This window comes from Streptomyces sp. NPDC053474, from assembly GCF_044544845.1.
Taxonomy (GTDB): Bacteria; Actinomycetota; Actinomycetes; order Streptomycetales; family Streptomycetaceae; genus Streptomyces.
Window position 1 is genome coordinate 159,504 of record NZ_JBITXV010000017.1, and the last position, 19,640, is coordinate 179,143.

Sequence of the window (19,640 nt, forward strand, 5' to 3'; positions counted from 1 at the left end):
TGCGATTTAATAGGAGGTGAGATGGACCCAACTCCCGCTGCCCTCAACCACAACACCAACTGACCTCCAGGAGGACCGTGTTGAACGCCCCGCGCCTGCGCCGCACTAAAGGCCGCCGGGTGCCGGTGCGCGTGCGCACGCTGCTGTGCGCGGGGCCGGGCTACGATCGACCGGTCCGCCGCCCCACCGACCTGTCAGGCCCGATGACCGCCTCCGAGACGCTCCCCGAGCTCATCCACCGCCTCGTCGAGGAGAAGGGCCGCCAGTGGGTGCAGCGGGAACTCGGCTACGGGCCCGACGTGATCGCTCAGCACCTGGCCGCCTACGAACGCGCCCTCGCCCGCCGTGCCCCGCTGAGCGGCCAGCCGACCCCGCCGGAGCGCGTCGAGCGCCAGCCGCAGCGCCTGACCGACCTTGCCCTCTACCTCAGGGTGCGGCGCGACACCCTCTCGCGGGCCCTGCGCCGCGACCCCGCCGCGCCCGCCCCCGTCCCCGGCGGCCCGCCCCACCGCTGGTCCTACGCCGAGGTCTACGCCTGGTGGCCCCAGCGCCGCGGCCGCGGCCGCCCGACGGGCGAACCCGCAGCCCCCCGCACCCCGCAGGATCCGGCATGAGCGCCCACACCACCCCACCCGCCGCACCCGCCGCGGACACCCCCACGGTGCGCGCTGCCGTACCCGCCCTGGGAGCCGGGGCGGCGGGCGGCTGGCGGCGGCTGCTCACCGCCATCGCCCCCACCGCCACAGGCGCCCACGGCCTTGAAGGCCCGTGGCTGCCCGCGGGCGCCACCGCCGCGATACCGGCCGGGGCCCTCATCGTCGCCGTGGACCACCACCCCGGCCCGCCCCGGTGGGACATCACCGCGCTGCGCGCCACCACCCCCAGCGACGACAGCAGCGACGGTGACGGTGTTCTCATCGAGGCCGCCCACTTCAGCAGGCGCAGCCCGCTCGGCCGCCGCGAGATCACCGCGCTGCGCCGCCTGCTGGCCCCCGGCGCCCACCAGCACACCGCCCGCCTGCTCACCGCCCCCAACCGGAAGCCGGGCCGCTGCCGCCACTGCGACCGCCCCGTCGCCACCGGCCAGGGCCTGGTCCGCTACACCCCCACCGGCTCCGTCCTGCTCTGCGCCGCCTGCCCCGACCGCCCCCGCCAGCTGCTTGCCAACCTCACCGCCGGCCGGTGCGCGGTGTGCTCGGGCTGGGTGGCCGCCCGTACCGGCACCGCCCACCTCGTCCACGACCGCTACCAGCCCGCCCACCACACCTGCCCCGACCAGGTCCTGCCCGGCCCGCCGCTGCGCGCCGACGCCTGGTGCAAGGAGTGCCGCACCCCGGTGAAGGCGGGGACCGGCTACTGGCAGCGCGGCCCCCACCACGCCCCCGGCACCTGCCCCACCCCGGCCGACGGCCTGCCCCGCTGGGTCGTGCCCGTGCCCGCCCGCCAGGCCGCCGCCTGGCACGAGGGCCAGATCCGCCGCATCCACCACACCCCCCGCCCCGGCGAACCCCTCCTGCCCGAGGGCCTGCCCGGCGGGCGCATCCTCGCCGAGAGCGGTCACATGAGCGTCCTCGCCCACGTCCTGGCCCTGCGCACCACCCGCCGCGGCCGCACCCTGGCCCTGGTGCGGGCCGCGACCTGGCCCGAGGCCGTCCCGCAGCTTGCCGCCGAGGTCGAACTCGCCCTGGCCGCCCGGCCCGACGGCGCCACCTTCCTGGCCCGCGCGGTCATCGAGCGCATCTGCGGCGACCGCGGCTGGGTCGCCGAGATCACCGGCCACGACCCCCGCTACGGCCTGAGCAGGACCTTCCTGCGCCCGCAGAGCGACTACGACCAGGCCGACGCCCGCGGACACCGCGGCATCTTCGACGCCTGGACGCTGCGCCCGCGCCGCGTCTACGAGCTCTCCCGGCCCATCGGCCCGGCCCGCTCCGACTGGCGCCGGGTCCGCCGCACGTGGGGCCCAGACGCCCGCGTCACCAACGAGGAGCGGGCGTTCGTCCGCGTCAACGCCGACGGCGACATCATCGAGATCACACGAGAGGAGGTCGAGGCATGGCTAAGTACGGCCTTGGAATGGATGTCCTGACCGCTGCCCGCCAGCGCATCCGCCGGATCTTCACCGACTTCCCCGTCGTGTACGTCTCCTTCTCCGGCGGCAAGGACAGTGGGGTGCTGCTGGAGCTCGCCGCGATCGAGGCACGCGCCCGCGGGCGCCGACTCGGCGTGCTCATCGTCGACCTGGAGGCCCAGTACCAGCTCACCGAGGACTACATTCGCCGCGCGCTCCAACGCCACCAGGACGTGCTCGACGTCTACTGGGTAGCCCTGCCGCTGAATCTGCGCAACGCCGTCAGCAGCTTCGAGCCGCAGTGGATGTGCTGGGAGCCGGGCAAGGAAGAGATGTGGGTGCGCCCCCGCCCGGCGGAGGCCATCGGCGACGAGGACTTTTTCGACTTCTTCGAATCCGGCATGGAATTCGAGGACTTCGTGCCGAAATTCGGCGACTGGTACTCCCGCAAGCACAAGGGCCGGATGACCGCGTGCCTGGTCGGCATCCGCGCCCAGGAGTCCCTCAACCGCTACCGGACCATCGCCCGCAAGGACAAGCGGCGCCACGACGGCCTCGCCTGGACCACGATGATCACCCCGACGGTCTTCAACGCCTATCCGATCTACGACTGGCAGGTCGAGGACATCTGGCGGTACAACGGGCGCTTCGACGTGCCCTACAACGAGATCTACGACCACATGCACCAGGCCGGACTGACCCTGCACCAGATGCGCCTGTGCCAGCCCTACGGCGATGACCAAAAGCGCGGCCTGTGGCTCTACCAGCTCATCGAGCCGCACACCTGGGGCATGGTCGCCGCCCGCGTCCAAGGCGCGGAATTCGGCGCCCGCACCGCCCGCGAGATCGGCAATATCTCCGGCCGCATCAAAATCATCAAACCGGATGCGGTCACCTGGGAGGAATTCGCCCAGAACCTGCTGGCGAGCATGCCGCCGTCCACCGCCGAGCACTTCCGCAACAAGATCGCCGTGTTCATCCGCTGGCACCAGAAGAACAACGGCTACACCGACGGCATCATCCCCGACGAGGGGCCCTTCGACTACAAGACCCCCTCGTGGAAACGCGTCGTCAAGGTGCTGCTGTCATACGACTACTGGTGCAAGGGGTTCTCCATGGCGCCGCCCAAGAGCCAGAACTCCTACAAGGCGTACACAGAGCGCACGAAGCAACAGCGCCACGAGTGGGGGCTGCGGGGCACCCTCCAACTACCCCCCACGCCCCAGCCAGACCAACGACGACCCGCCCTCGCCCCCGCGGCGCCCGCACCGGCCGCCGACGGTGCCACCTCCTCACCGGAGCCGACCTCATGACCAGCCACGAGCAGACCGCCCTCGACCTCCCCATCGCCAGCACCGCCCGCGCCAAGCCGCCCCGGCGCACGGGCCGCCCCACCACCAGCGGCCGGGGCGCGGACATCGTGGAGGCCGCCCGGCCCCTGTTCGCCGCCCTCGCCGACCTCCCCCTGGACGAACACGTCGCGGCGCTGAACGAGCTGCGCACCCTCCTGCACGAGCAGTCCCCCTTCCGCGACGAGCCGGTCGACCTCGTGCTATGGGAGAAGGCCAAGGACGTCAAGGGCAACGCCTACAATCCCAACTCCGTCGCCCCCCGGCAGATGGAACTCCTGGAACACTCCATCACCACCGACGGCTTCACCCAGCCGATCGTCGCCTGGCGCCCGCCACCGAGCGACGACACCACAGTGAACTCCGCCCCCATCGAGGTCGTCGACGGATTCCACCGCCACCTCATCGGCAAGAACGCCCCCGAGGTGGCCAGCCGCCTCCACGGCTACCTGCCCATCACCGTCATCAACACCGACCGCGAGGCCCTGGAGGACCGGCAGGCCGCCACCATCCGCCACAACGTGGCCCGCGGCCGCCACATCATCAAGGGCCTCTCCGCGATGGTCCTGCAGCTCAAGCGCGCCGGGAAGTCCTACGACTGGTTCGAAAAGCACCTCGGTATGCAAAAGGACGAAGTCAACCGCCTCGCCACAGTCGACGGGCTGGCCGCGCAGTTCGCCGACCAAGAGTTCTCCGAAGCCTGGAAGGTCAAACCCGAGGCGTGGGCAGCCGACCACGACACCTTCACCGGCGACACCACCAACATCTAGTCACCACGCCCGCCCGCGCCCCGCGCCGCAACCGCAGAGGGGAGCCCCCGTGAACCCGACACCATCCCTGCGCCCCATCCCCGGCGCCCGCGTCCCCGACGGCTGGGTGCGCCTGAACGTGCCCGCCATCCCACCCGGACGGCGCGCCTCGTCCTGGCGACGCACCCTCACCCGCACACTGCCCGGCGCGAGCGGCCTGGACGCCCTGCCCGGCCACTGGCTGAACGCTGGCGACGCCGTCGCCCTCCCGGCAGGCACCCTGCTGCTGACCGCCGACAAGAACGCCACCGGCCACGCCGTCAACACCCGCACCGGCCGCCGCTACACCACCGAGGACGCCCACGTCCGCATCCACCTCCTCCACCCCGACGCCACCCTCACCACCCTGTGGGAACGGCACTACACCCACGCCGCCTCCGCCCTGGGCCGCCAGGTCACCACCAAAGCCACAGCGCTCCTCGCCACCCACCCCGCGCCCGGCGGGCAACCCGTCGTGCTGGCCGTCGCCCAGCGCCCCAACCGGCGCACCGCCCCCTGCCGACACCAGTGCGGCAGCGACGTCGCTCCGCACGACGGCCACCTCACCGGCCACGGCCGCGACACCGAAGTCGAGCACTGGCCCGACTGTTCAGCCCCCGCGCCCGCCTCCGCTCCGCGGCGCGGCTGCGACAACTGCAAGCGGCCCGGGCGCGGGCACCACGCCGTCGACTCCAGCGGCATCGACGGACAGGTCTGCGCCCGCTGCGCACCCCTGCCCTCCTACCTCCTCAGCTTCGCCTAACCCCCCCCGCACCCGGGAGACGCCCGTGTCGTCACACCCCGCCATCGTGCTCATGACCAACACCGACCCCGCCTTCTACCGCACCCTCGGCCCCTACCTAGCCCGGCCCGACGTGCACAAGTACATCGAAGGCGTGCCCTGGGACGAGGACACCAAGACGTGGCTGGTGCTGAACGGCTCCGACGGCCAGATGCGGGGCTTCTGCGCGGTCAACCAGACCACCACACGCACCCGCAGAACCCTCCTGGAAAGCCTCTACGTCCTGCCCGACCATCGCGACTCAAACGCCGTCGACATCCTCGTACAGGCCGCCGTCCGCGAGTTCGGCCACGACCGCGACCTGCACGCCACCGTCCACCACGACATCGCCCCCGCCTACCACAAGGCCGGCTTCCACGAAGTCAAGAAGACCACCAGAATGACCCACCTGGTCCGCCCCGCCACCATCCGCGAGTGAGAAGTTGTTTGCGAAGCTCGGGCTCGTCCGGCCAACCGGCCACCTTCGCTGGCTTCCGGCGAAGGCTCGCCATGGTGCCCGCGGTGATCCAGCGAGCCGGACCCGCACAGCAGGGCCCGGGAACTCCTGGGGCCGTACCGTGTCCGTCCCCGAGGTCTTCGACGCCGCCGCTCTGGCCCAGGCGGCCGCGCTGGCCGAGAGCGGCGACGGGCTGCTGGCCGATGCCCTGACCGCAGCCCCCACGCACTCCCTCCTGAAGAGGTGCGGCCTAGGCGAGGTCGGGGCGGATCCGCCGGACGGTGGTGGCCGCGTGGCGGGTGGTGCCGTGGTCGACCTCCACGGGCAGCGGCTGGGTGAGCGGCCAGTACGCGGTGCCGTCGGCCAGCCGCGCCGCCTGCGGGCGCCCGCTGCTGCTCGCCTGGAGTGCCTGGGCCATCAGGTGGCGCAGCTCGACGGTCAGCGGGGTGGACAGCGCGAGCGTGCCCTGGCCGAGGTCAATGATGAGCCGGGCGGGGGCGAGCGCGCGGCCGGTGTAGCCGACGGCCACGGCGTCCCGCGGCACGGACGGCCGGATCTATAGAAGGTGCCGGCGGGCCCGGCCCCTGCCCGCCGTGCGCGCCGACTCCGGGGGCGGTGGCGTTGTCAGTGTCGCCCGCTACGGTGGCCGACATCTATCCGCGTCTGCTGGCTGCAGCGCAACGTCCCGCCTCGGCGTGATGCACCGCGGCGGGGCGCACTGCTGTCTACTGGAGATCACTTCACGGACGCCCGCAAACTGATCAAGCCACCTCGGAGTGCCGGATGAGCCGCTTGAGCTGCATCTCGACGACGGTACGCGACTGCCCCGCCTCGGCGACGACCTCCGTGATCCGCTCCTGCACCGCCAGCGCGGTCACGCGCCGCTTGGACCGAGATTCAGGCCGGGGCGCTGACCGTGGACGCGCGTTCCAGCTTGATGAGGTCGTCGGGGATGTTGATGTCTGCCACTCGTTGAACCTTAAGCGATCTCCTCGCCGGGACTGCCGCCGTCTCGCCTCCGTGCGCCGGACCGGCTGTGGCCGCGGGCGATCCCTGATACCCGCTCGGGCTTTACGCCGAGGTGTGGGGCCATGTCGGTGTAGCTGATCCTGTCGCGCTCGTGGAGGGTACGGACGACGTGCTTGCGTTGCTCTCGTAGCCACTTCTGCAGGTCGGGGATGGCTGTGAGCGCGGCTGTGAGGGCGACGGCTTGGTCGAGGGACTCGGTGCCGTCGACGAGGCGTGCGAGCTCTTCGAAGGGAGGGGGTGGCTTATCCATGGAACGACGTTAATGGGTACCCAGCAAAGAATCTAGTGGGTACCCCCTTGACTTCGTTGATGGGTACCCACTAAATTCGGAAGCGGTCGAGGCTAGGGCCTTCAGTGCTGGCGCCGAGCCCGCCACTCCCATCACCATCGACCACATCCCGGCAGGACAAGGAGCGACCGTGAAGACGTACACGCTGACGATGAACATCCAGGCGGGCGACGACGTCGACGCCGACAAGATTCGCGACGAGATCTACGAGGCGGCCGGGAACGTCCCCTTTAGCTTCGGCATCGCCAGCATCACCGAGCTGATGCCCGCTGCGTTCCTCGCCGAGCACTGCACGATCAGCTGGCACGGCACCGACTCCGACACCCCAACCGGCCACACCACTGCCATCGGCACCGGCCCCTCCGGCACGCAGTACCTGTGGCTCTTCAAGGGTGACCAGCCCACCGACGACGCGTTCGTCGGATCGGTCACCATCCCGGTACAGCCCCGGCAGATCCCCGACGCCTACGGGCGTGGCGGCGACCTCATCGGCCCCGCACCGGACATGAAGAGTGCCCTGGCGGACCTCGCCGCACGCGCCGCCGCCGAGGAGAAGTGATGGCCGTGAAGAAGCCGACGAAGGCCCAGACGGCCGCGACCGCTAACTTGCTGGTGGGCGCCGGATGGGCTGAGTGGGGCGAGGAAAACGGTCTCAAGCGACCACTGACCATCACCGACACCGGCCGCGCACAGCGCGATCACTCCGGCCCGGCACTCGATCCGGCCACCGTCGTGATGCTGGCCGAGCAACAGCACGAGAGGACGCGACCGTGAGTGACGTGACCGTGAGTTTCTTCGCCCGTACAATTGCGGACGACGAGGCGATTTTCACCCGTGACGTCCGCTCTGCCGCTGAACTGATGGAAAGCATCGCCCGGAATCCCGACGCCGGGCGCGCTGATGGTGAACTCGCCCGCCTCTCCCAGCGAGTAACGGACCTCGTCCGCCTCGCCGCCAAGATCAAGGCCAGCCGGGAAGCCATCGAGCTGATGGGGGCCCAGAGGGATGAGGCCGCAAGGCTCCCCGCCGAGTAGAAGTACCCGCGCAAGCACCGGTGCCCCGCCTGAGGCATGCAGGCGGGGCACCGATGCGTCAGCCTACGCCGCTTCGACGACCTCCAGGCGCCGGGCCTCCACCCACTCCGCCCGCAGCCGCTCTTACCGCTCCCGCGTAGGCTCCCAGAGCCAGCCGCCTGTCGCCTGCATGAGGGCACGGATCTCCGCATCCACGACCTCCGCAGAGCGCACGCCGTCCTGGCACGGGGGAGAAGGGGGCATGGAGGCCCTAAGCGCCGGGTCTGAATCCGTTAGCATCAGGTACCGAGCACATCCATCAGATGATCGTCCAGCCGTGTGCGGGCCGCGGAGGCTGCGAAAGAGCAGCAGTGGGAGCGCAACCGCCATCAGGACGTCCCCCGCACCAAGTGGCGGCGGGAGAAGCTCGCCGAGCGCGACGCCGCGCAGGACAGCTAGGAGACACCCAGGCGTGCGCGCTCACCCGCTGCCGGCTGGCCGACCAGATCCACCTACACCCTGGCCGGCCCTATGCGGCTGACCAGCCCGACGCCGGACTACGGTCCATCAGTGGCTGCTCGGCCGTCACCTCGCAAAGGCCCGCAGGGCCATCACGACCGGCAGCGGGCCCCGCACTGGGAACTCGACGGCGCCCACGCCCCTGGCCGCCATCACCACGCCCGCGCCCGCCACAGGACCAGGACCCCGCTGCCTCGACGTCACTGCCCTGGCGCCGGGGCTGCCGCGAAGACAGCACGACATGCACCTACCGCCAGCACCGCAACGAACAAGCACGCACCGCCCGGCGCCGCCGCACCGAGGATCGCTTCCCCGCCACCGCGCAGCGCACCAAGTAAGCGTCCCGCCCGGGAGAATGAGGAACATGGACGCATCAGAGGTCACGGCTAAACAATTCGTTGCGACGAACTTCCACGACCCCGGACTACCGGAGGGCAGCGTGGGAAGGGTGCTTCACGTCCACACGGACGTGGGCGATGGCGTCGACATCCGACTCGTCGACGGACGAGTCGTCAACATCATGAGCACGGGCCTGGACCCGGCGCCCCAGGGCTGGGGCGACTAACCCCTGCCACACCGTGGCCAGCCCCCACTCCGGCAAGAGTCCTAAACCGCGCCGGACGTCGGTAGCGGCCACGCCCCACACAGGCCCCCGGGCAACCGCACTGTGCTCGTCGGATCGGTCACCATCCCGGCGCAGCCCCGGCAGATCCCCGAAGCCTACGGGTGCGGGGGTGACCTCATCGGCCCCGCGCCGGACGTGAAGCGCACCCTGGCCAAGCTGGCCGCCCACGCCGAAGCAAAGGAGAGCTGAGCATGCCCAGCAGTCACCACCGAATCCAGCAGGAGACCATCGAGCGCCTCGGCCCCAAACCGAACACGCCGCTGGAGCGCCTGCGTCACACCCTGGCCGTCCACGCCGAGACACCCGGCGACCAGGTGGTCGTGGAAGCCACCGACGGCATCTACGGCGACGGCGTCCGCACCGGCCTCACCATGGACGACCTCAGGGCCCTGGCCGCCCAGATCAAGGAGAGGCCCGCGAAGAAACCGTCGAAGGCCCAGATGACCGTGCTCTCCCTGGTCAACTCCGGGCGCGTATACCGATGGGAGCGCGCCGCTTCCTCCTACTTCACCGCCCCGGACGGCTCAAGAATCGCCAAGGCGACCGTGAGCGCGCTCGTGAAGAGCGGCTGGGCGCAGTACGGAGACCTCGAAGGGATCAGGCGACCACTACTGATCACCGACGCGGGCCGCGCGCAGCTCCCTCACTAGCTGTGCTTAATCCCCTGATCTGTGACGCACGGTGATGGTTGGCAGAGTCGTTCAGGTGTGTGTCGGGACTAGGTTCGGGTTCGGGCGGGACTGGGAGGGTTCGTGTACGAAGCGGTGGTCTCCGGTCGTTCGCGGTGACCTTGGGGTGGGCGGCGGACTCTGGCAGTAGCGGGCCGGACTTCCTTCGGCCGGTGGAGCATCGGCCGTTCGGCCCGCCCGGGGAGGGTGCTGTGTCCGAGGTGATCGGCAGTGTGGCGGGCGAGCGGTTCGAGGCTCTGGTGGATCGGTCGGTGGAGCTGGTCCGGGTGATGACGGGGTGCCAGTTCGCGTTAGGGGACATCGCGCTGGAGATAGCCCCGCTGCGCTCGCATGGCGGGGACATGACGCTGGGCGAGGACGAGCTGGGGGTGGAGGGCAGCCTGCGGGAGTTCGCCGAGGCGATCGGGCTGTCCTTCCACACCGTGCGCACGTATCGGTGGGTGGCCGCGCGGTGGCCGAAGGACCAGCGGCAGCAGGGGGTGTCCTTCGAGGTGCACCGGATCCTGGCGTCGGCGCCGGACGCGTACGAGCTCATCAAGAGCCCGCCGGTCAGCGAGCGGACGGGCCGCAGTGAGTGGAACGGGGACGCGGCCAAGCGGGCCGCGGGCTGGGCGAGTGCGACGCCGGTGACGGTGGAGGAGAAGGTCGAGGCGATCCGGGATCTGGCGGCCGACGAGACGGTGGCGGCCCTGGCGGCCTGTGATCTGCTGCGCAGGCCGGAGGTTGCATTCCGTACGATGCGTGACCGCCAGGCCCGGGAGCAGGTGAACCAGGCCCAGTACGAGCAGGCCGAGCTAGTTCGTGGCGCGGCATCGTCGCGTCTTCGCGGGCGGCATGCTCGGTGACCGCGGCCTGGAAGTCCACGGCAGCGTCGCGCCAGGTGCGCCACTGTGCGTCGTACGCCTCGGCTTCCAGCCCGGTTAGCCGCGCGCGAGCCTCCTCGGCGGAACGTTCCAGCTTGATCAGTTCGTCGGGAAGGTCAGTATCAGCCACGTGACCCAATCCTAAGGCGCGGCAGTGCGACTTACGCCCTCACACGGGTGATCCACGCACGGAAGTGTCACCCGCTCCCACCACTCCTCGCTACGAAGATCACGACCCGTTCCGCGATCTTCGGAGGATCCTGTGCGCATCCGCGCCGCAGTCACCCTGGCCGCCCTCACTGCTCTGCTCACCCCCGCCGCCCACGCCGCACCCGACGAGGACATCCATCTGCCTGTCCGCGACGCCCTCGCCGCGCTCACTGTCGCGGACGAATCCCGCGACGGCTACGAGCGTGACAAGTTCCGCCACTGGATCGACGCCGACCGTGACGGCTGCTCCACCCGCAACGAGGTCCTGCTGGAGGAAGCCGTCACCGACCCCGCGCGCAGCGGCCGTTGCACCCTGACCGGCGGCCAGTGGTACTCGCCGTACGACGACCGCTACGTCGACGGCCCGCGCGCCCTGGACATCGACCACCTCGTCCCGCTCGCCGAGAGCTGGGATTCCGGGGCCTCGGCCTGGACGGCCGCCGAACGCGAGGCGTACGCGAACGACCTCGGTGACCGCCGGGCGCTGATCGCGGTCACCGCCGCCAGCAATAGGAGCAAGGCCGACCAGGACCCGAGCACGTGGCTGCCGACCGCTGCGGGCTACCGCTGCCAGTACGCCACCGACTGGGTCGCGGTCAAGACCCGCTGGGGACTCGCCGTCGACCCGGCTGAGGCCGCTGCGCTCACCCGTACCCTCGGCGAATGCCCCAACGTGCCGGTGGAGGTTGAGCTGGCGCGCTAGTCCGCAGCGCTTGAGCACGCGACGAAGCCCAGACCTAGCCGGGGCTTCGTCGCGTGTGTGGCGTGGTCTTCCAGCCGCGCTACCGGCCGTGGTCTGCGACCGCGGCTGGGGCACGGCCTCGGCGTCACTGTGGGCGCCAGCTCACCGATCGTGCTCCGTCTCCGTCTCCGTCACAGGCCCAGGCCGTCGGCGACGGTGTACGCGGGCCGCAGCCACACCACCGTCTCGCACTCCCAGCCCTCCAGGTGCGGCTCGTCGCCGTCGGGGGTACGGGCGGTCTCGCTCGCGCCGTTGGCCGTGAGATACACCGCGTCCCAGTCCTGTGCGAGGCGCGGCCAGTCGGGGAACCGGTGCTGGTCTTCGTCCAGGCCGATGGGATTGGGGTAGGCCTGCACCAGCGCGCGCAGGTCCTCCAGGTCGTTCACCCGCACGATGCGTGCGTCAGGATTCGGCACGATCCGCCGGTGCTCGCTGTAGCGCTCCGGGTCCCGGCCCGCCTGTACCCAGTAGCTCGACCAGACGGTCCTCAGCACCTCACCGGTGGCGGGGTCGCTCTCCAGGACCGGCGACGTCCACAGGCCCGCTCCGCGCTGCGGCATGACGCCCCGCGTCACCGGGTCGGGACCCAGCGGCCGGAACCTCTCCGGCTCGGTCCACCCGTGGTAATGGCCGGGGCTGTGCGCGTAGGCAAGGGCGGGCAGTGCGGCCACGTCGACGCGTTGCGGGGATCGGTCGGTGGCGTGCCGCCCCTTCCACGCCGCCACCTCGATCTCCCGTTCTGCCAAGCCGTCTTGGTGCACGCGCCGCCGTACCCGCGCCTCCTGGTCGAGGAGCGTTGCCGTCTCGGCGGCACGGGCCCGCCTCTCCGCGCGCGCTGCTTGGCGCGCCTCGCGCCGCTGCTCGGCTTCCTCCTCCGAGATGGAGCGCACGACCAGGACGGCGCCGTCACGCTCGACCGCCACGGGCCACGGGCACCTGGCTCCTTCGAGGTTGGTCGCGGCCCACGACGCGGCGATGCGCAGGGCCGATACGCTGGGAATACCGAACCGGTCGGCGGCCTGCAAGCGCACCCCGTCGGCCGTCTGTTCGGCCAACCACGCGCTGTTGGGGTCCTGCTCGCTCAGCCAGGCGACGATCTGCTCGGCGTCTGGCTGAGCAGGGACGGCGTTCTCGGGCATGGCTCTCTCCTTGAGTCGTGGTGTGGCAGGGCATGGGGGCGCGCCTGGGCGGCTCGGCCCGCGTCCCTGCTTCAGCAGGGAGCCAGCCCGCGCGATGGCAGGCGGCGGGCGAAGAAATGGTCTCGCCCGCGGGAAAGGTATCGGGAATATTCAGGTCTTCCCAGGCCCTGCTGTCGGAGTCCAGGTGCACGCGGGGCACAGCCGCACACAAGATCATCTGTTTTATTGGCTTTTGTCTGGCTTCCGGCCGCCGTCGCGCTCCGGGCCTGGAGTGGCCTGTCGTGTGCTGCGTCGTCGAGTCCGGCTTCGCCGCAGCACGTCCTTACGCCCGCACTCACCCCATTAAAGTGGCTTGCCACTAGCCTAGTACCCCTCCTTGAAAGTGGCAAGCCACATGTGGCAGGGTCCTTTCATGAGCAGCCAGCACCGCGAGCCCGCCATGACCGTGCGCCCCCCGGCCCACTTGAAGGCGGCCGCCCAGGCTGCCCTCGGGGGCCGCGAGATGACGGCGTTCGTCGTCGCCTGCCTCACCGCCCTGGTCGCCAATCCGGCGGACTTCCTGGCCCAGCTGGACCAGCACTGGCCAAAGGAGAAGCCCCGCGGCCGCCCCCGACGCACCCCAGACGCCTGAGCGGAGGGTCGTGGTGTCTCGGCGCGAGCGGGCTGCGTTGGAGCCCGAGGTCAGCTTCTACGACGGCCTTCGTCGGCGGCTGCCGACGGGCGAGCCAACAGCATCCCGTTTCTGCGCAGGGTCGGGGCCCGCACGCCGCACCAGCGTGAGCAGAACTCCCGGGGCTGGCGCAGCGGTTCGGGCAGGGGCTGGGCACACACCAGGCAGTGCCCTGGCGCGCTGATGGGCGCCAGGCGCTCCAGAAGGCGCTGGGCTCGCTGTTCGTCCGCAGGTTCGTACGGGACCACGTCGGCCGGACAGCCGCGCAGCAGTTCGGCGAGGACAGCGCGCAGCGCAGGCAGGTCTCTGCGGCAGGCGCCGAGCAGGTCCAGGTACTCCTCCACGGGCCAGGTGACAAGGGCGCCGGATCGGGTCAGGTAGAGGCCGAGCGTGTCGATGCGGTACCGGTCGTGGGTGTCGAGCAGCAGGTAGCCGAGCAGCTGCCAGGCGGTGCGCTTCTCCAGCTGGCCGGGGTTCTTGGTGCTTTTGAAGTCGAGCAGCACTCCGTCCGCGACGAGGTCGGCGTCGGCGGTGATGCCGACGCCTGCGAACGTCGGGCCGCCGGTGCAGTCGCGTGGACGTGTGCGCCGGCGCAGAGCGTCTAGGGGGCCGTCGGCGGCCCGGTAGAGCTGGGTGACGACGTCGCTCACCGTGTCCGGGTGCGGGAGCTCCAGGAGCCGGGCGAGGGTGAAGGTCTCGGGATCCTCCAGGGCGGCCGTGAACAGCGGCGTATAGACGAATCCGATCGTGGTGCGGGCGAGCACCTGGTACCAGGCTGCGGCCAGCAGCATGCGGGCCAGGTCCTCTTCCTCATCGTGGGCGCGGACCATCGGCTCCTGGCGGTTGTCGAGGTTCAGACGGTGTACGGCCTCGGTCAGCCGCGCGATGAGCTCGGTGCCAACGGCGTGCATGCGCGCGCCCAGCTCGTCGTACAGCATGCCGGTGGATGCGATGCCGCAGCGGCTGGCATCGTCCACGGGAGCGGCCGTCGTGAAAGCCAGGCGCAGCCGCTGGTCGATGGCGGTGCCGACGGTGCCAGCTTCGGTGCCGACGCCGGGCGGCGGCAGGAGGATGCGGTCAGCGCGGTGCTGGGCGCGGAAGCTCGCGCGAAGAGGTCTGGGGCCCGCAGACAGCTCACGGTCCAGGAACCGGCGCAGCGGGGTGCGGGGACTGCGCAGTCCCGACGTCAGACTCATCGAGAGGCACCGCCTTCACGTACGGGTGCCGGGGCGTGGTGGATTGCCATGCCATGGACGGTAGGAAGACGGTCTGACAACGCGTCACCCACACGAGGTAGCCATGAGAGGGCGCGGCAGGCCGGTTCACCAGATCGTGTGATCAACGGGAGTGTCAGGGGTGCGGTGGTGCCGGGGCCCTGCACCTTCACGACCTGCTAGCGGTCGTTCGTCCCGACTACGCCCACACCCGCCGCCGCGACATCGAAGCCCGAAAGCGGTTAGACCCGGCCCTGGACGAGATGCCCTGCCCGCCGTCGCGCTGCACGGCCCCGAGAAGGTCACGGTGGCAGGGCAACGCCTGTACGACGCCGCGCTTGCGACCGCGGGACAGACGCTGCGCCTCGACGTCGCCTGTGTCCAGCGATCTCTGTCCACCCACCTGGAGTTCCAGGGCGGAATCTCACGTCAGCGAGCCGACGCGGCCCTTGAGGACCTCGACACCGCATACGCCCGGCTGGCCGCGCCATTTGGATTGCCCGCCTTCGCCAGCGACGTGGCGGAGGGACTCAACGACACTGGACTGGTGGCCGCCTGCATCCGGCTTCTGTCGGACTTCGAGGGCCCCGCGATCGCACCGGGTGCCCTCGCTCGTGCAGCTGACCGGCCGCTGGGCCGGGCGGTCAGCGGCTCAGCCGGAGGTTCCAGCCGCTGGAGCCCTGGTCGTCGTCGTAGCGGACCAGGTGGGAAGTGTAGGTCTCCGGGGCGGGCCGCCCGGCGCCCTCCCATCCGGTGAGCCACGAGCGCAGCGCCTCCAAGGCATGACGGGCTTCTCGGTGACTAGGCCGAGCGCGGCCAGTTGCGAGGAGGGCCCCAACAACTCCCGCAGCACGGGCGCGTTGGAGGTCAGTCCCGCGTACGCGAGGGCGTTGAAGCCGCCCTTGGTGGTGCGGGCGAGCACGAAGTCGGGCACCACGCCGGTGGCGGTGAACGCCGCCTCCAGGAGCGGTTTGTACTGCCCCGGCGCCCCGCGCTGGTCGGCGGGGACCGCGAGGCAGGCCCGGACCACCCCGTTGTCCAGATAGGGGGCGGCCAGCTCGATGCCGTGCTCGGCGAGCGCGAGCGTCCGCCACCCGGCAGTGTTCGCCCCGACCCGGGCCAGGTCCTGGCGGTCCGACCAGTCGGCCAGCCGCGCGGGCGCGTCCGTCACACGGTCAGCAGCCTCGGCGATGGCGTCGGCCAGGCGGCGCCGTGCGTCGGTGGTCATCCAGTCCGCCGCAGCGAGCAACGGGGTCCACTCCGTTGGCCGTTGGGCCTGGGGCATCCAGTCCCGCGCCGGGCCGTGCAGCGTGGCGGCTGTCTGCCGCCACGCCCCCGCCAGGTCGAGCCGGGCGGCCGGCTTCGCGCGGGCGAGCACGGCGAACGCCGAGGTGTGGCGTAGCCGGGCGTGGACATGTGCGTGCCGCCAGGCCCGGCGCCGATGGCCCTCGCGCAGCAGATCCGCGAGGTAGGAGGAGGGGGCCGACAGCACTGCGTCGCCGGCCGCGCCGGTGAAGTGCACCCCCGGCGCGTTGGTCTGGGCGGTGACCGTGTTCAGGACGGCCCGCTTGATGGAGGCGGTGACCGCGTACGCGTTGGGCGCGTCGGTGACCGGCAGGGCCTCAAGGTCGTCGAGTCCGGCGTAGTACACGGCTTCCCGGGCGCCGGGCACGGCGTGGTGCGCCAGAGCCGGCACTGCGGCCGCGGTGCGCTCCGCGAAGGCCGCCCGCGTCGTCACCGAACCCGCCCGCGGCCTGGTGCTCGCTGTGTGTGCGAGAAGGCCAACCGGAAGAGGGTCACAGGTCCAGCAGGGCCCAGCGCCGGGATCCCGCTTCATCACCTTCGATGTCAGCACCGCAGGACCGCACTCCGAGAGCGGCGATCATGGGCAAGAGCGCCTCGACGGGCTCGCCGGGCCCGTCCTGATGGGACATCACCATAATCAATGCGGCGCCGTTCTGATCGGCTACGTGCACCGTGATCCGCTGGCCGCCGTCGGCGAGCGCGGCCCTCGCCAGGTGACGGGTCACCGCGGTGTACGTCTCCTGCTGCGCGGCGCTGGTGAGGTACCCCCAGGAACGCAGCTGCTCGACCACCTTCGTCGCGGCCTTCGCCTCCGACCAGGGGGCGCACTCCAGCGCCCAGTTGGCGGCGCGCCGGTTCGCGATCAGCGCGGCCGGGCGGCGGCGGACAGGCGGCGCGGCCTTCTTCTGCGGCGGAGTCGGCGGGGTGGGAGGAGGCGGCGAAGGGGGCTTCTTCGGTGGTGGCGGCGTCTTGGGCGGGTAGTCGGGCCTCGGCTTCACGGGGGCTTGGGACCGGGTGTCGTCCATGGAGCGACGGTACTCCCGAACCGAACGCCAGGAGCGAGTACTTCACGGATTGCCCCGCCCGCCACCCAGCCAGTGCGCGGCGAGCGCGAACCCTGCCTGCCCGCCGCTACGCCGACCCAGGCCGCCTGGTGGTCCGGACGTCGATCGCCTCCTCCACGAACGCGGCCAGCGTGGTGGCGGCGTACTTGTCCCCACGCAGTGTCAGGCTCTGCGCGGGGCCGCCGTAATGCAGGATGCGCCCGCACACCGCCCCGAAGGAGGGCCGCGCCAGCCGTCGAGGGCCGGGACTGGCTCGTCGGCGAGCGCGGGCGCGCCCGTCAGCTCCGTCATGTACGCGGGTTCGTCCCGGCGCTCCACGAGCAGACTCCTTCTCTCCTCGTCGTTCAAGACGCAGCCTGACCGGGGGGTGCGGCCCGGTTGCGGCCGGGTCCGGGCCGGGACCCCGCGATCCGGGCACCGATCGATCGTCGCATGCGCCCTGCCCCTCCGCGTCTCTGCCTCGACGCCACCCTTGCCCTGCCTCGGGCCGTGCAACCGAGATCTGAGCATCTCAAGAGGCACCGGCGAGTTCGGTGACGGCCTGGCGAGCGGCCTGAGGGATGCCCAGAGTGGCGCGGGCCTGGTGGACCGCCTGGAGCTGCTCGGCGGCGGATGTTCCCCAGTCGAAGAGGTCCCGGGTCTGCTCCGGGGTGGCCAGGACCCGTACGTAAGTACGGCCGGTTGCCGGGTGGACGGGGGCAGGGCCAAGGCCGGTGAGGGCGGCGGCGTAGCGGATGTGCGCACCGGGCACGCCGGTGTCGATCAGGTACCCGAGGTACTGGGCACAGGACAGCTCGGAGGCGGCCTGCTCACGGGCTCCACGCACGGCCGTGGCCATGAGGTTCCCAGCGTCTTCGGGCTGCGGTGTGCCGCCGGGCAGGCAGGCCGTGCCGGTGTCAGGGTCCAGGAGCACGAGGACACGCCCGTCCGGGGCGAACGCCCAGAGCAAGGACTGGCGGACTGCAAGACCGGCGGGGGCCGGGGCGGGGTGGAAGGGGTAGTGATGCCGGGCTCGGGCGGTGCGCAGGACGCCGACCCGGTCCAGGACGGTGGGGGCGATCGGGAGCCCGTCCTCAAGGATCGCGGGACCGGCGCCGTAGACGCGGGCGCGAAGTGCGGACAGGGCGCGGCGGGCATCACCAGGAGCCATCAGAGCGGGCAGCTGCGCTGGTTCGACGAATTCGACGCCTTCGATCTCACCCGGTGCTGGTCGGATCGCAGCTACCTGGTCCTCGTCCCAGACGCCGCCGTCGAAGACGTGCAGGATCTCTCCGGGGAACTGAACGGCCGGGGACGCTGCGCGGCCGGCGGGGGAGACCCAGTCGACAGCCAGCCCGCGGGTGACGGCCGTCGAGATCCCGAGTTCCTCCTCCAGCTCGCGGGCAGCCCCCTGGGCAGGGGACTCGCCCAAGTCGACGGCGCCGCCGGGCAGCAGCCGAGTGGGCCGGTAGCTGACGCGTTGGAGCAAGATACGACCGCGCCGGTCGGTGATCAGCACAGAGGTGCCGACCCACAGGGCGTTCGAGGCGCGCAGCGCCCCGTAGGCCTCCTTGCTCATGGCCACACTGGGAGGTCCATCGGGCACAGAGGTCATGGTCTCTCCAGTTGGTCAGTGCTCGCTCGTGGGCGGCGGCTGGCAGGCGGGGTGTCAGGTGGTCAGCTTGGCTGGCGCGCCTTGCCGAGGATGCCCCCGGCCAGGAGGGACTCGTCGTCCAGATGGGCCAAGACACACGTTCAGAGGTGCGCCGAGCATAGGGATCACGAAGTCAAAGAAGAGCGTCACGCAGGGCCTCCTCCATGTCAGGCAGCCGGGCCAGAAGCATCAGAGCTGCCTCGTGCCGCACCCGCCCGTAGGCCTGCATCGCGGCGTCGACGATGTGCGGTCGTTCCACTGGCACGGACAACGGAAAGGCCGAGCAGAGCATGGCTGCACAGCCGACACGAAGCGAGGACACGAGGTCGTCCGCGGACGCCACAGGGTTGGCGTCCCGGTAGGCCAGGGTGAGCTCGGTGTATCCGGTGAGCCAGCTCTCCACACTGTTGTCCAGCACGCTCTTGGGGTCACAGCCAAGACGAGCGATCTCCCAGGCGAGGTACCCGGGCGCAGGTGGTCGGAAGTCCACGAGCGCGGCTACCTCATCGTGCTTGAACAGAAGGTTGGGGCCGGCGATGTCGCCGTGCAGGACCTGAACGGTCAGCTGTGGAAGCGAAGCGAGGATGCGCTCGACGTCCCCCAGGATGGTTTGACGCTCACGCGCTGCCTGCAGCGCCCACGTCTCGAACTCCCCGAGCCTGGGCATGAGCCGGTACGCATGGATCAGGCGCTCGAAGCGGTCCCGTGAGGCGGCCACATCGCACACCGCCGCACCAGGTTCCAGGGTGGGCGCGACGGCGGGGTGAGCAGCGAGCCGGGCGTGGAGACGGCCCATCTCCGTGCCGACGGCTGCCCACCGCGCACCCCTCAGACCGCCTTCGGCCGTTGCGGTGTGCGGCACGTACGACCACAGGGACATCGGCAGGCGGCCGTGGGCCGCGATGAGTTCGTGCGCGCGCGTGCGGGTCGCCCGCGCGGTCGCGACACCTCCGTCGGCGCAGTACTCGGACAGTTCGACCGACGTCCGCTCCAGATCCAGGTGCTCTCGCGTGCGGTAGACCTTCGCGAAGTGACGCCGGCCCGCCCGGTCCACGACGGCGTAGTTGTCCGTCGCCGTGCCCTCCGGGATGCGCGTGATCTCTGCCGGAAGCAGTCCGTACGCGCGCACCAGCGTGTCGGCGATCGCCCTGATCGGGTCCCCCTCCGCGGTACGGCCGGGTGTGGAAGGC

The 19,640-nt window shown here is 71.1% G+C and carries 23 protein-coding genes; 15 read left to right on the forward strand and 8 right to left on the reverse strand.

Annotated features, from left to right (window positions below):
- Positions 1-80: 80 nt before the first annotated feature.
- From ACIG3E_RS33335 to ACIG3E_RS33360, 6 genes are read left to right on the forward strand one after another with little or no spacing between them, the layout of a single operon-like run.
- Positions 81-614 carry a hypothetical protein gene (locus ACIG3E_RS33335; protein ID WP_399623341.1) on the forward strand — a complete coding sequence of 178 codons (534 nt, stop codon included), beginning with the start codon at positions 81-83 and terminating at the stop codon, positions 612-614.
- Positions 611-2,089, forward strand: coding sequence for a hypothetical protein (locus ACIG3E_RS33340; RefSeq protein WP_399623342.1), 1,479 nt, complete (start codon positions 611-613; stop codon positions 2,087-2,089). Before ACIG3E_RS33335 ends, ACIG3E_RS33340 begins: the two co-directional genes overlap by 4 nt.
- A complete protein-coding gene (locus tag ACIG3E_RS33345; RefSeq protein ID WP_399623344.1) occupies positions 2,056-3,384 on the forward strand; it encodes a DUF3440 domain-containing protein in 1,329 nt (442 codons plus the stop codon). The genes ACIG3E_RS33340 and ACIG3E_RS33345 overlap by 34 nt, the downstream gene beginning before the upstream one ends.
- Positions 3,381-4,190, forward strand: a complete 810-nt coding sequence (locus ACIG3E_RS33350) for an IbrB-like domain-containing protein (protein ID WP_399623346.1) — start codon at positions 3,381-3,383, stop codon at positions 4,188-4,190. Before ACIG3E_RS33345 ends, ACIG3E_RS33350 begins: the two co-directional genes overlap by 4 nt.
- Before the next feature lie 49 nt (positions 4,191-4,239).
- A complete protein-coding gene (locus ACIG3E_RS33355; protein WP_399623348.1) occupies positions 4,240-4,971 on the forward strand; it encodes a hypothetical protein in 732 nt (243 codons plus the stop codon).
- 25 nt (positions 4,972-4,996) lie between these two features.
- Positions 4,997-5,428: a GNAT family N-acetyltransferase gene (locus tag ACIG3E_RS33360; protein WP_399623350.1), complete on the forward strand. Its 432-nt coding sequence runs from the start codon at positions 4,997-4,999 to the stop codon at positions 5,426-5,428.
- 268 nt (positions 5,429-5,696) lie between these two features.
- Here ACIG3E_RS33360 and ACIG3E_RS33365 read toward each other — a convergent pair whose 3' ends face one another.
- Both ACIG3E_RS33365 and ACIG3E_RS33370 read right to left on the reverse strand, forming a co-directional pair.
- The gene (locus ACIG3E_RS33365; protein ID WP_399623352.1) at positions 5,697-5,990 is read right to left on the reverse strand and encodes a hypothetical protein; all 294 of its coding nucleotides are present in this window, start codon (positions 5,988-5,990) and stop codon (positions 5,697-5,699) included.
- A gap of 435 nt (positions 5,991-6,425) precedes the next feature.
- Entirely contained in the window at positions 6,426-6,725 is a 300-nt protein-coding gene (locus ACIG3E_RS33370; protein ID WP_399623354.1) for a sigma-70 family RNA polymerase sigma factor, read from the reverse strand.
- A gap of 169 nt (positions 6,726-6,894) precedes the next feature.
- Between ACIG3E_RS33370 and ACIG3E_RS33375 the strand changes: the two genes are divergently transcribed.
- From ACIG3E_RS33375 to ACIG3E_RS33410, 8 genes are all read left to right on the forward strand, one after another.
- A complete protein-coding gene (locus ACIG3E_RS33375; RefSeq protein ID WP_399623355.1) occupies positions 6,895-7,323 on the forward strand; it encodes a hypothetical protein in 429 nt (142 codons plus the stop codon).
- Entirely contained in the window at positions 7,323-7,538 is a 216-nt protein-coding gene (locus ACIG3E_RS33380; protein ID WP_399623357.1) for a hypothetical protein, read from the forward strand. The genes ACIG3E_RS33375 and ACIG3E_RS33380 overlap by 1 nt, the downstream gene beginning before the upstream one ends.
- Positions 7,535-7,798 carry a hypothetical protein gene (locus ACIG3E_RS33385; RefSeq protein WP_399623359.1) on the forward strand — a complete coding sequence of 88 codons (264 nt, stop codon included), beginning with the start codon at positions 7,535-7,537 and terminating at the stop codon, positions 7,796-7,798. Before ACIG3E_RS33380 ends, ACIG3E_RS33385 begins: the two co-directional genes overlap by 4 nt.
- A gap of 937 nt (positions 7,799-8,735) precedes the next feature.
- On the forward strand, positions 8,736-8,861 hold the full coding sequence (locus ACIG3E_RS33390) for a hypothetical protein (RefSeq protein ID WP_399623360.1): 126 nt from the start codon (positions 8,736-8,738) through the stop codon (positions 8,859-8,861).
- A 102-nt stretch (positions 8,862-8,963) separates the two neighbouring features.
- The gene (locus ACIG3E_RS33395) at positions 8,964-9,110 is read left to right on the forward strand and encodes a hypothetical protein (protein ID WP_399623362.1); all 147 of its coding nucleotides are present in this window, start codon (positions 8,964-8,966) and stop codon (positions 9,108-9,110) included.
- A 2-nt stretch (positions 9,111-9,112) separates the two neighbouring features.
- A complete protein-coding gene (locus tag ACIG3E_RS33400) occupies positions 9,113-9,571 on the forward strand; it encodes a hypothetical protein (RefSeq protein WP_399623364.1) in 459 nt (152 codons plus the stop codon).
- Between the two features lie 230 nt (positions 9,572-9,801).
- Positions 9,802-10,455, forward strand: a complete 654-nt coding sequence (locus tag ACIG3E_RS33405; protein ID WP_399623366.1) for a DUF6192 family protein — start codon at positions 9,802-9,804, stop codon at positions 10,453-10,455.
- A gap of 280 nt (positions 10,456-10,735) precedes the next feature.
- On the forward strand, positions 10,736-11,386 hold the full coding sequence (locus ACIG3E_RS33410; protein WP_399623368.1) for an HNH endonuclease family protein: 651 nt from the start codon (positions 10,736-10,738) through the stop codon (positions 11,384-11,386).
- A 170-nt stretch (positions 11,387-11,556) separates the two neighbouring features.
- Here the strand turns inward: ACIG3E_RS33410 and ACIG3E_RS33415 are convergent, their stop codons facing one another.
- Positions 11,557-12,564 carry a hypothetical protein gene (locus tag ACIG3E_RS33415; protein ID WP_399623370.1) on the reverse strand — a complete coding sequence of 336 codons (1,008 nt, stop codon included), beginning with the start codon at positions 12,562-12,564 and terminating at the stop codon, positions 11,557-11,559.
- 412 nt (positions 12,565-12,976) lie between these two features.
- Between ACIG3E_RS33415 and ACIG3E_RS33420 the strand changes: the two genes are divergently transcribed.
- On the forward strand, positions 12,977-13,195 hold the full coding sequence (locus ACIG3E_RS33420) for a hypothetical protein (RefSeq protein ID WP_399623372.1): 219 nt from the start codon (positions 12,977-12,979) through the stop codon (positions 13,193-13,195).
- A 50-nt stretch (positions 13,196-13,245) separates the two neighbouring features.
- Here the strand turns inward: ACIG3E_RS33420 and ACIG3E_RS33425 are convergent, their stop codons facing one another.
- The 5 genes from ACIG3E_RS33425 to ACIG3E_RS33445 form a co-directional block, all read right to left on the reverse strand.
- Positions 13,246-14,430, reverse strand: a complete 1,185-nt coding sequence (locus ACIG3E_RS33425; protein ID WP_399623373.1) for a hypothetical protein — start codon at positions 14,428-14,430, stop codon at positions 13,246-13,248.
- Positions 14,431-15,100: 670 nt separating this feature from the next.
- Positions 15,101-16,186 (reverse strand): asparagine synthase-related protein, encoded by a 1,086-nt coding sequence (locus tag ACIG3E_RS33430; protein WP_399623374.1) that lies wholly within the window; start codon positions 16,184-16,186, stop codon positions 15,101-15,103.
- A gap of 58 nt (positions 16,187-16,244) precedes the next feature.
- On the reverse strand, positions 16,245-16,778 hold the full coding sequence (locus tag ACIG3E_RS33435; RefSeq protein ID WP_399623375.1) for a hypothetical protein: 534 nt from the start codon (positions 16,776-16,778) through the stop codon (positions 16,245-16,247).
- A gap of 550 nt (positions 16,779-17,328) precedes the next feature.
- Positions 17,329-18,375, reverse strand: coding sequence for an NUDIX domain-containing protein (locus ACIG3E_RS33440; protein ID WP_399623376.1), 1,047 nt, complete (start codon positions 18,373-18,375; stop codon positions 17,329-17,331).
- Between the two features lie 208 nt (positions 18,376-18,583).
- Positions 18,584-19,579 (reverse strand): phosphotransferase, encoded by a 996-nt coding sequence (locus ACIG3E_RS33445; protein WP_399623377.1) that lies wholly within the window; start codon positions 19,577-19,579, stop codon positions 18,584-18,586.
- Positions 19,580-19,640 lie beyond the last annotated feature (61 nt).

What these genes read in the sequence shown, in the direction of transcription:
- ACIG3E_RS33340 (WP_399623342.1), top strand. Translation starts at nt 611, where the DNA reads ATGAGCGCCCACACCACCCCACCCGCCGCACCCGCCGCGGACACCCCC.
- ACIG3E_RS33345 (WP_399623344.1), top strand. Translation starts at nt 2,056, where the DNA reads ATGGCTAAGTACGGCCTTGGAATGGATGTCCTGACCGCTGCCCGCCAG.
- ACIG3E_RS33350 (WP_399623346.1), top strand. Translation starts at nt 3,381, where the DNA reads ATGACCAGCCACGAGCAGACCGCCCTCGACCTCCCCATCGCCAGCACC.
- ACIG3E_RS33370 (WP_399623354.1), bottom strand. Translation starts at nt 6,725, where the DNA reads ATGGATAAGCCACCCCCTCCCTTCGAAGAGCTCGCACGCCTCGTCGAC.
- ACIG3E_RS33380 (WP_399623357.1), top strand. Translation starts at nt 7,323, where the DNA reads ATGGCCGTGAAGAAGCCGACGAAGGCCCAGACGGCCGCGACCGCTAAC.
- ACIG3E_RS33400 (WP_399623364.1), top strand. Translation starts at nt 9,113, where the DNA reads ATGCCCAGCAGTCACCACCGAATCCAGCAGGAGACCATCGAGCGCCTC.
- ACIG3E_RS33415 (WP_399623370.1), bottom strand. Translation starts at nt 12,564, where the DNA reads ATGCCCGAGAACGCCGTCCCTGCTCAGCCAGACGCCGAGCAGATCGTC.
- ACIG3E_RS33420 (WP_399623372.1), top strand. Translation starts at nt 12,977, where the DNA reads ATGAGCAGCCAGCACCGCGAGCCCGCCATGACCGTGCGCCCCCCGGCC.
- ACIG3E_RS33425 (WP_399623373.1), bottom strand. Translation starts at nt 14,430, where the DNA reads ATGAGTCTGACGTCGGGACTGCGCAGTCCCCGCACCCCGCTGCGCCGG.
- ACIG3E_RS33435 (WP_399623375.1), bottom strand. Translation starts at nt 16,778, where the DNA reads ATGGACGACACCCGGTCCCAAGCCCCCGTGAAGCCGAGGCCCGACTAC.
- ACIG3E_RS33440 (WP_399623376.1), bottom strand. Translation starts at nt 18,375, where the DNA reads ATGAGCAAGGAGGCCTACGGGGCGCTGCGCGCCTCGAACGCCCTGTGG.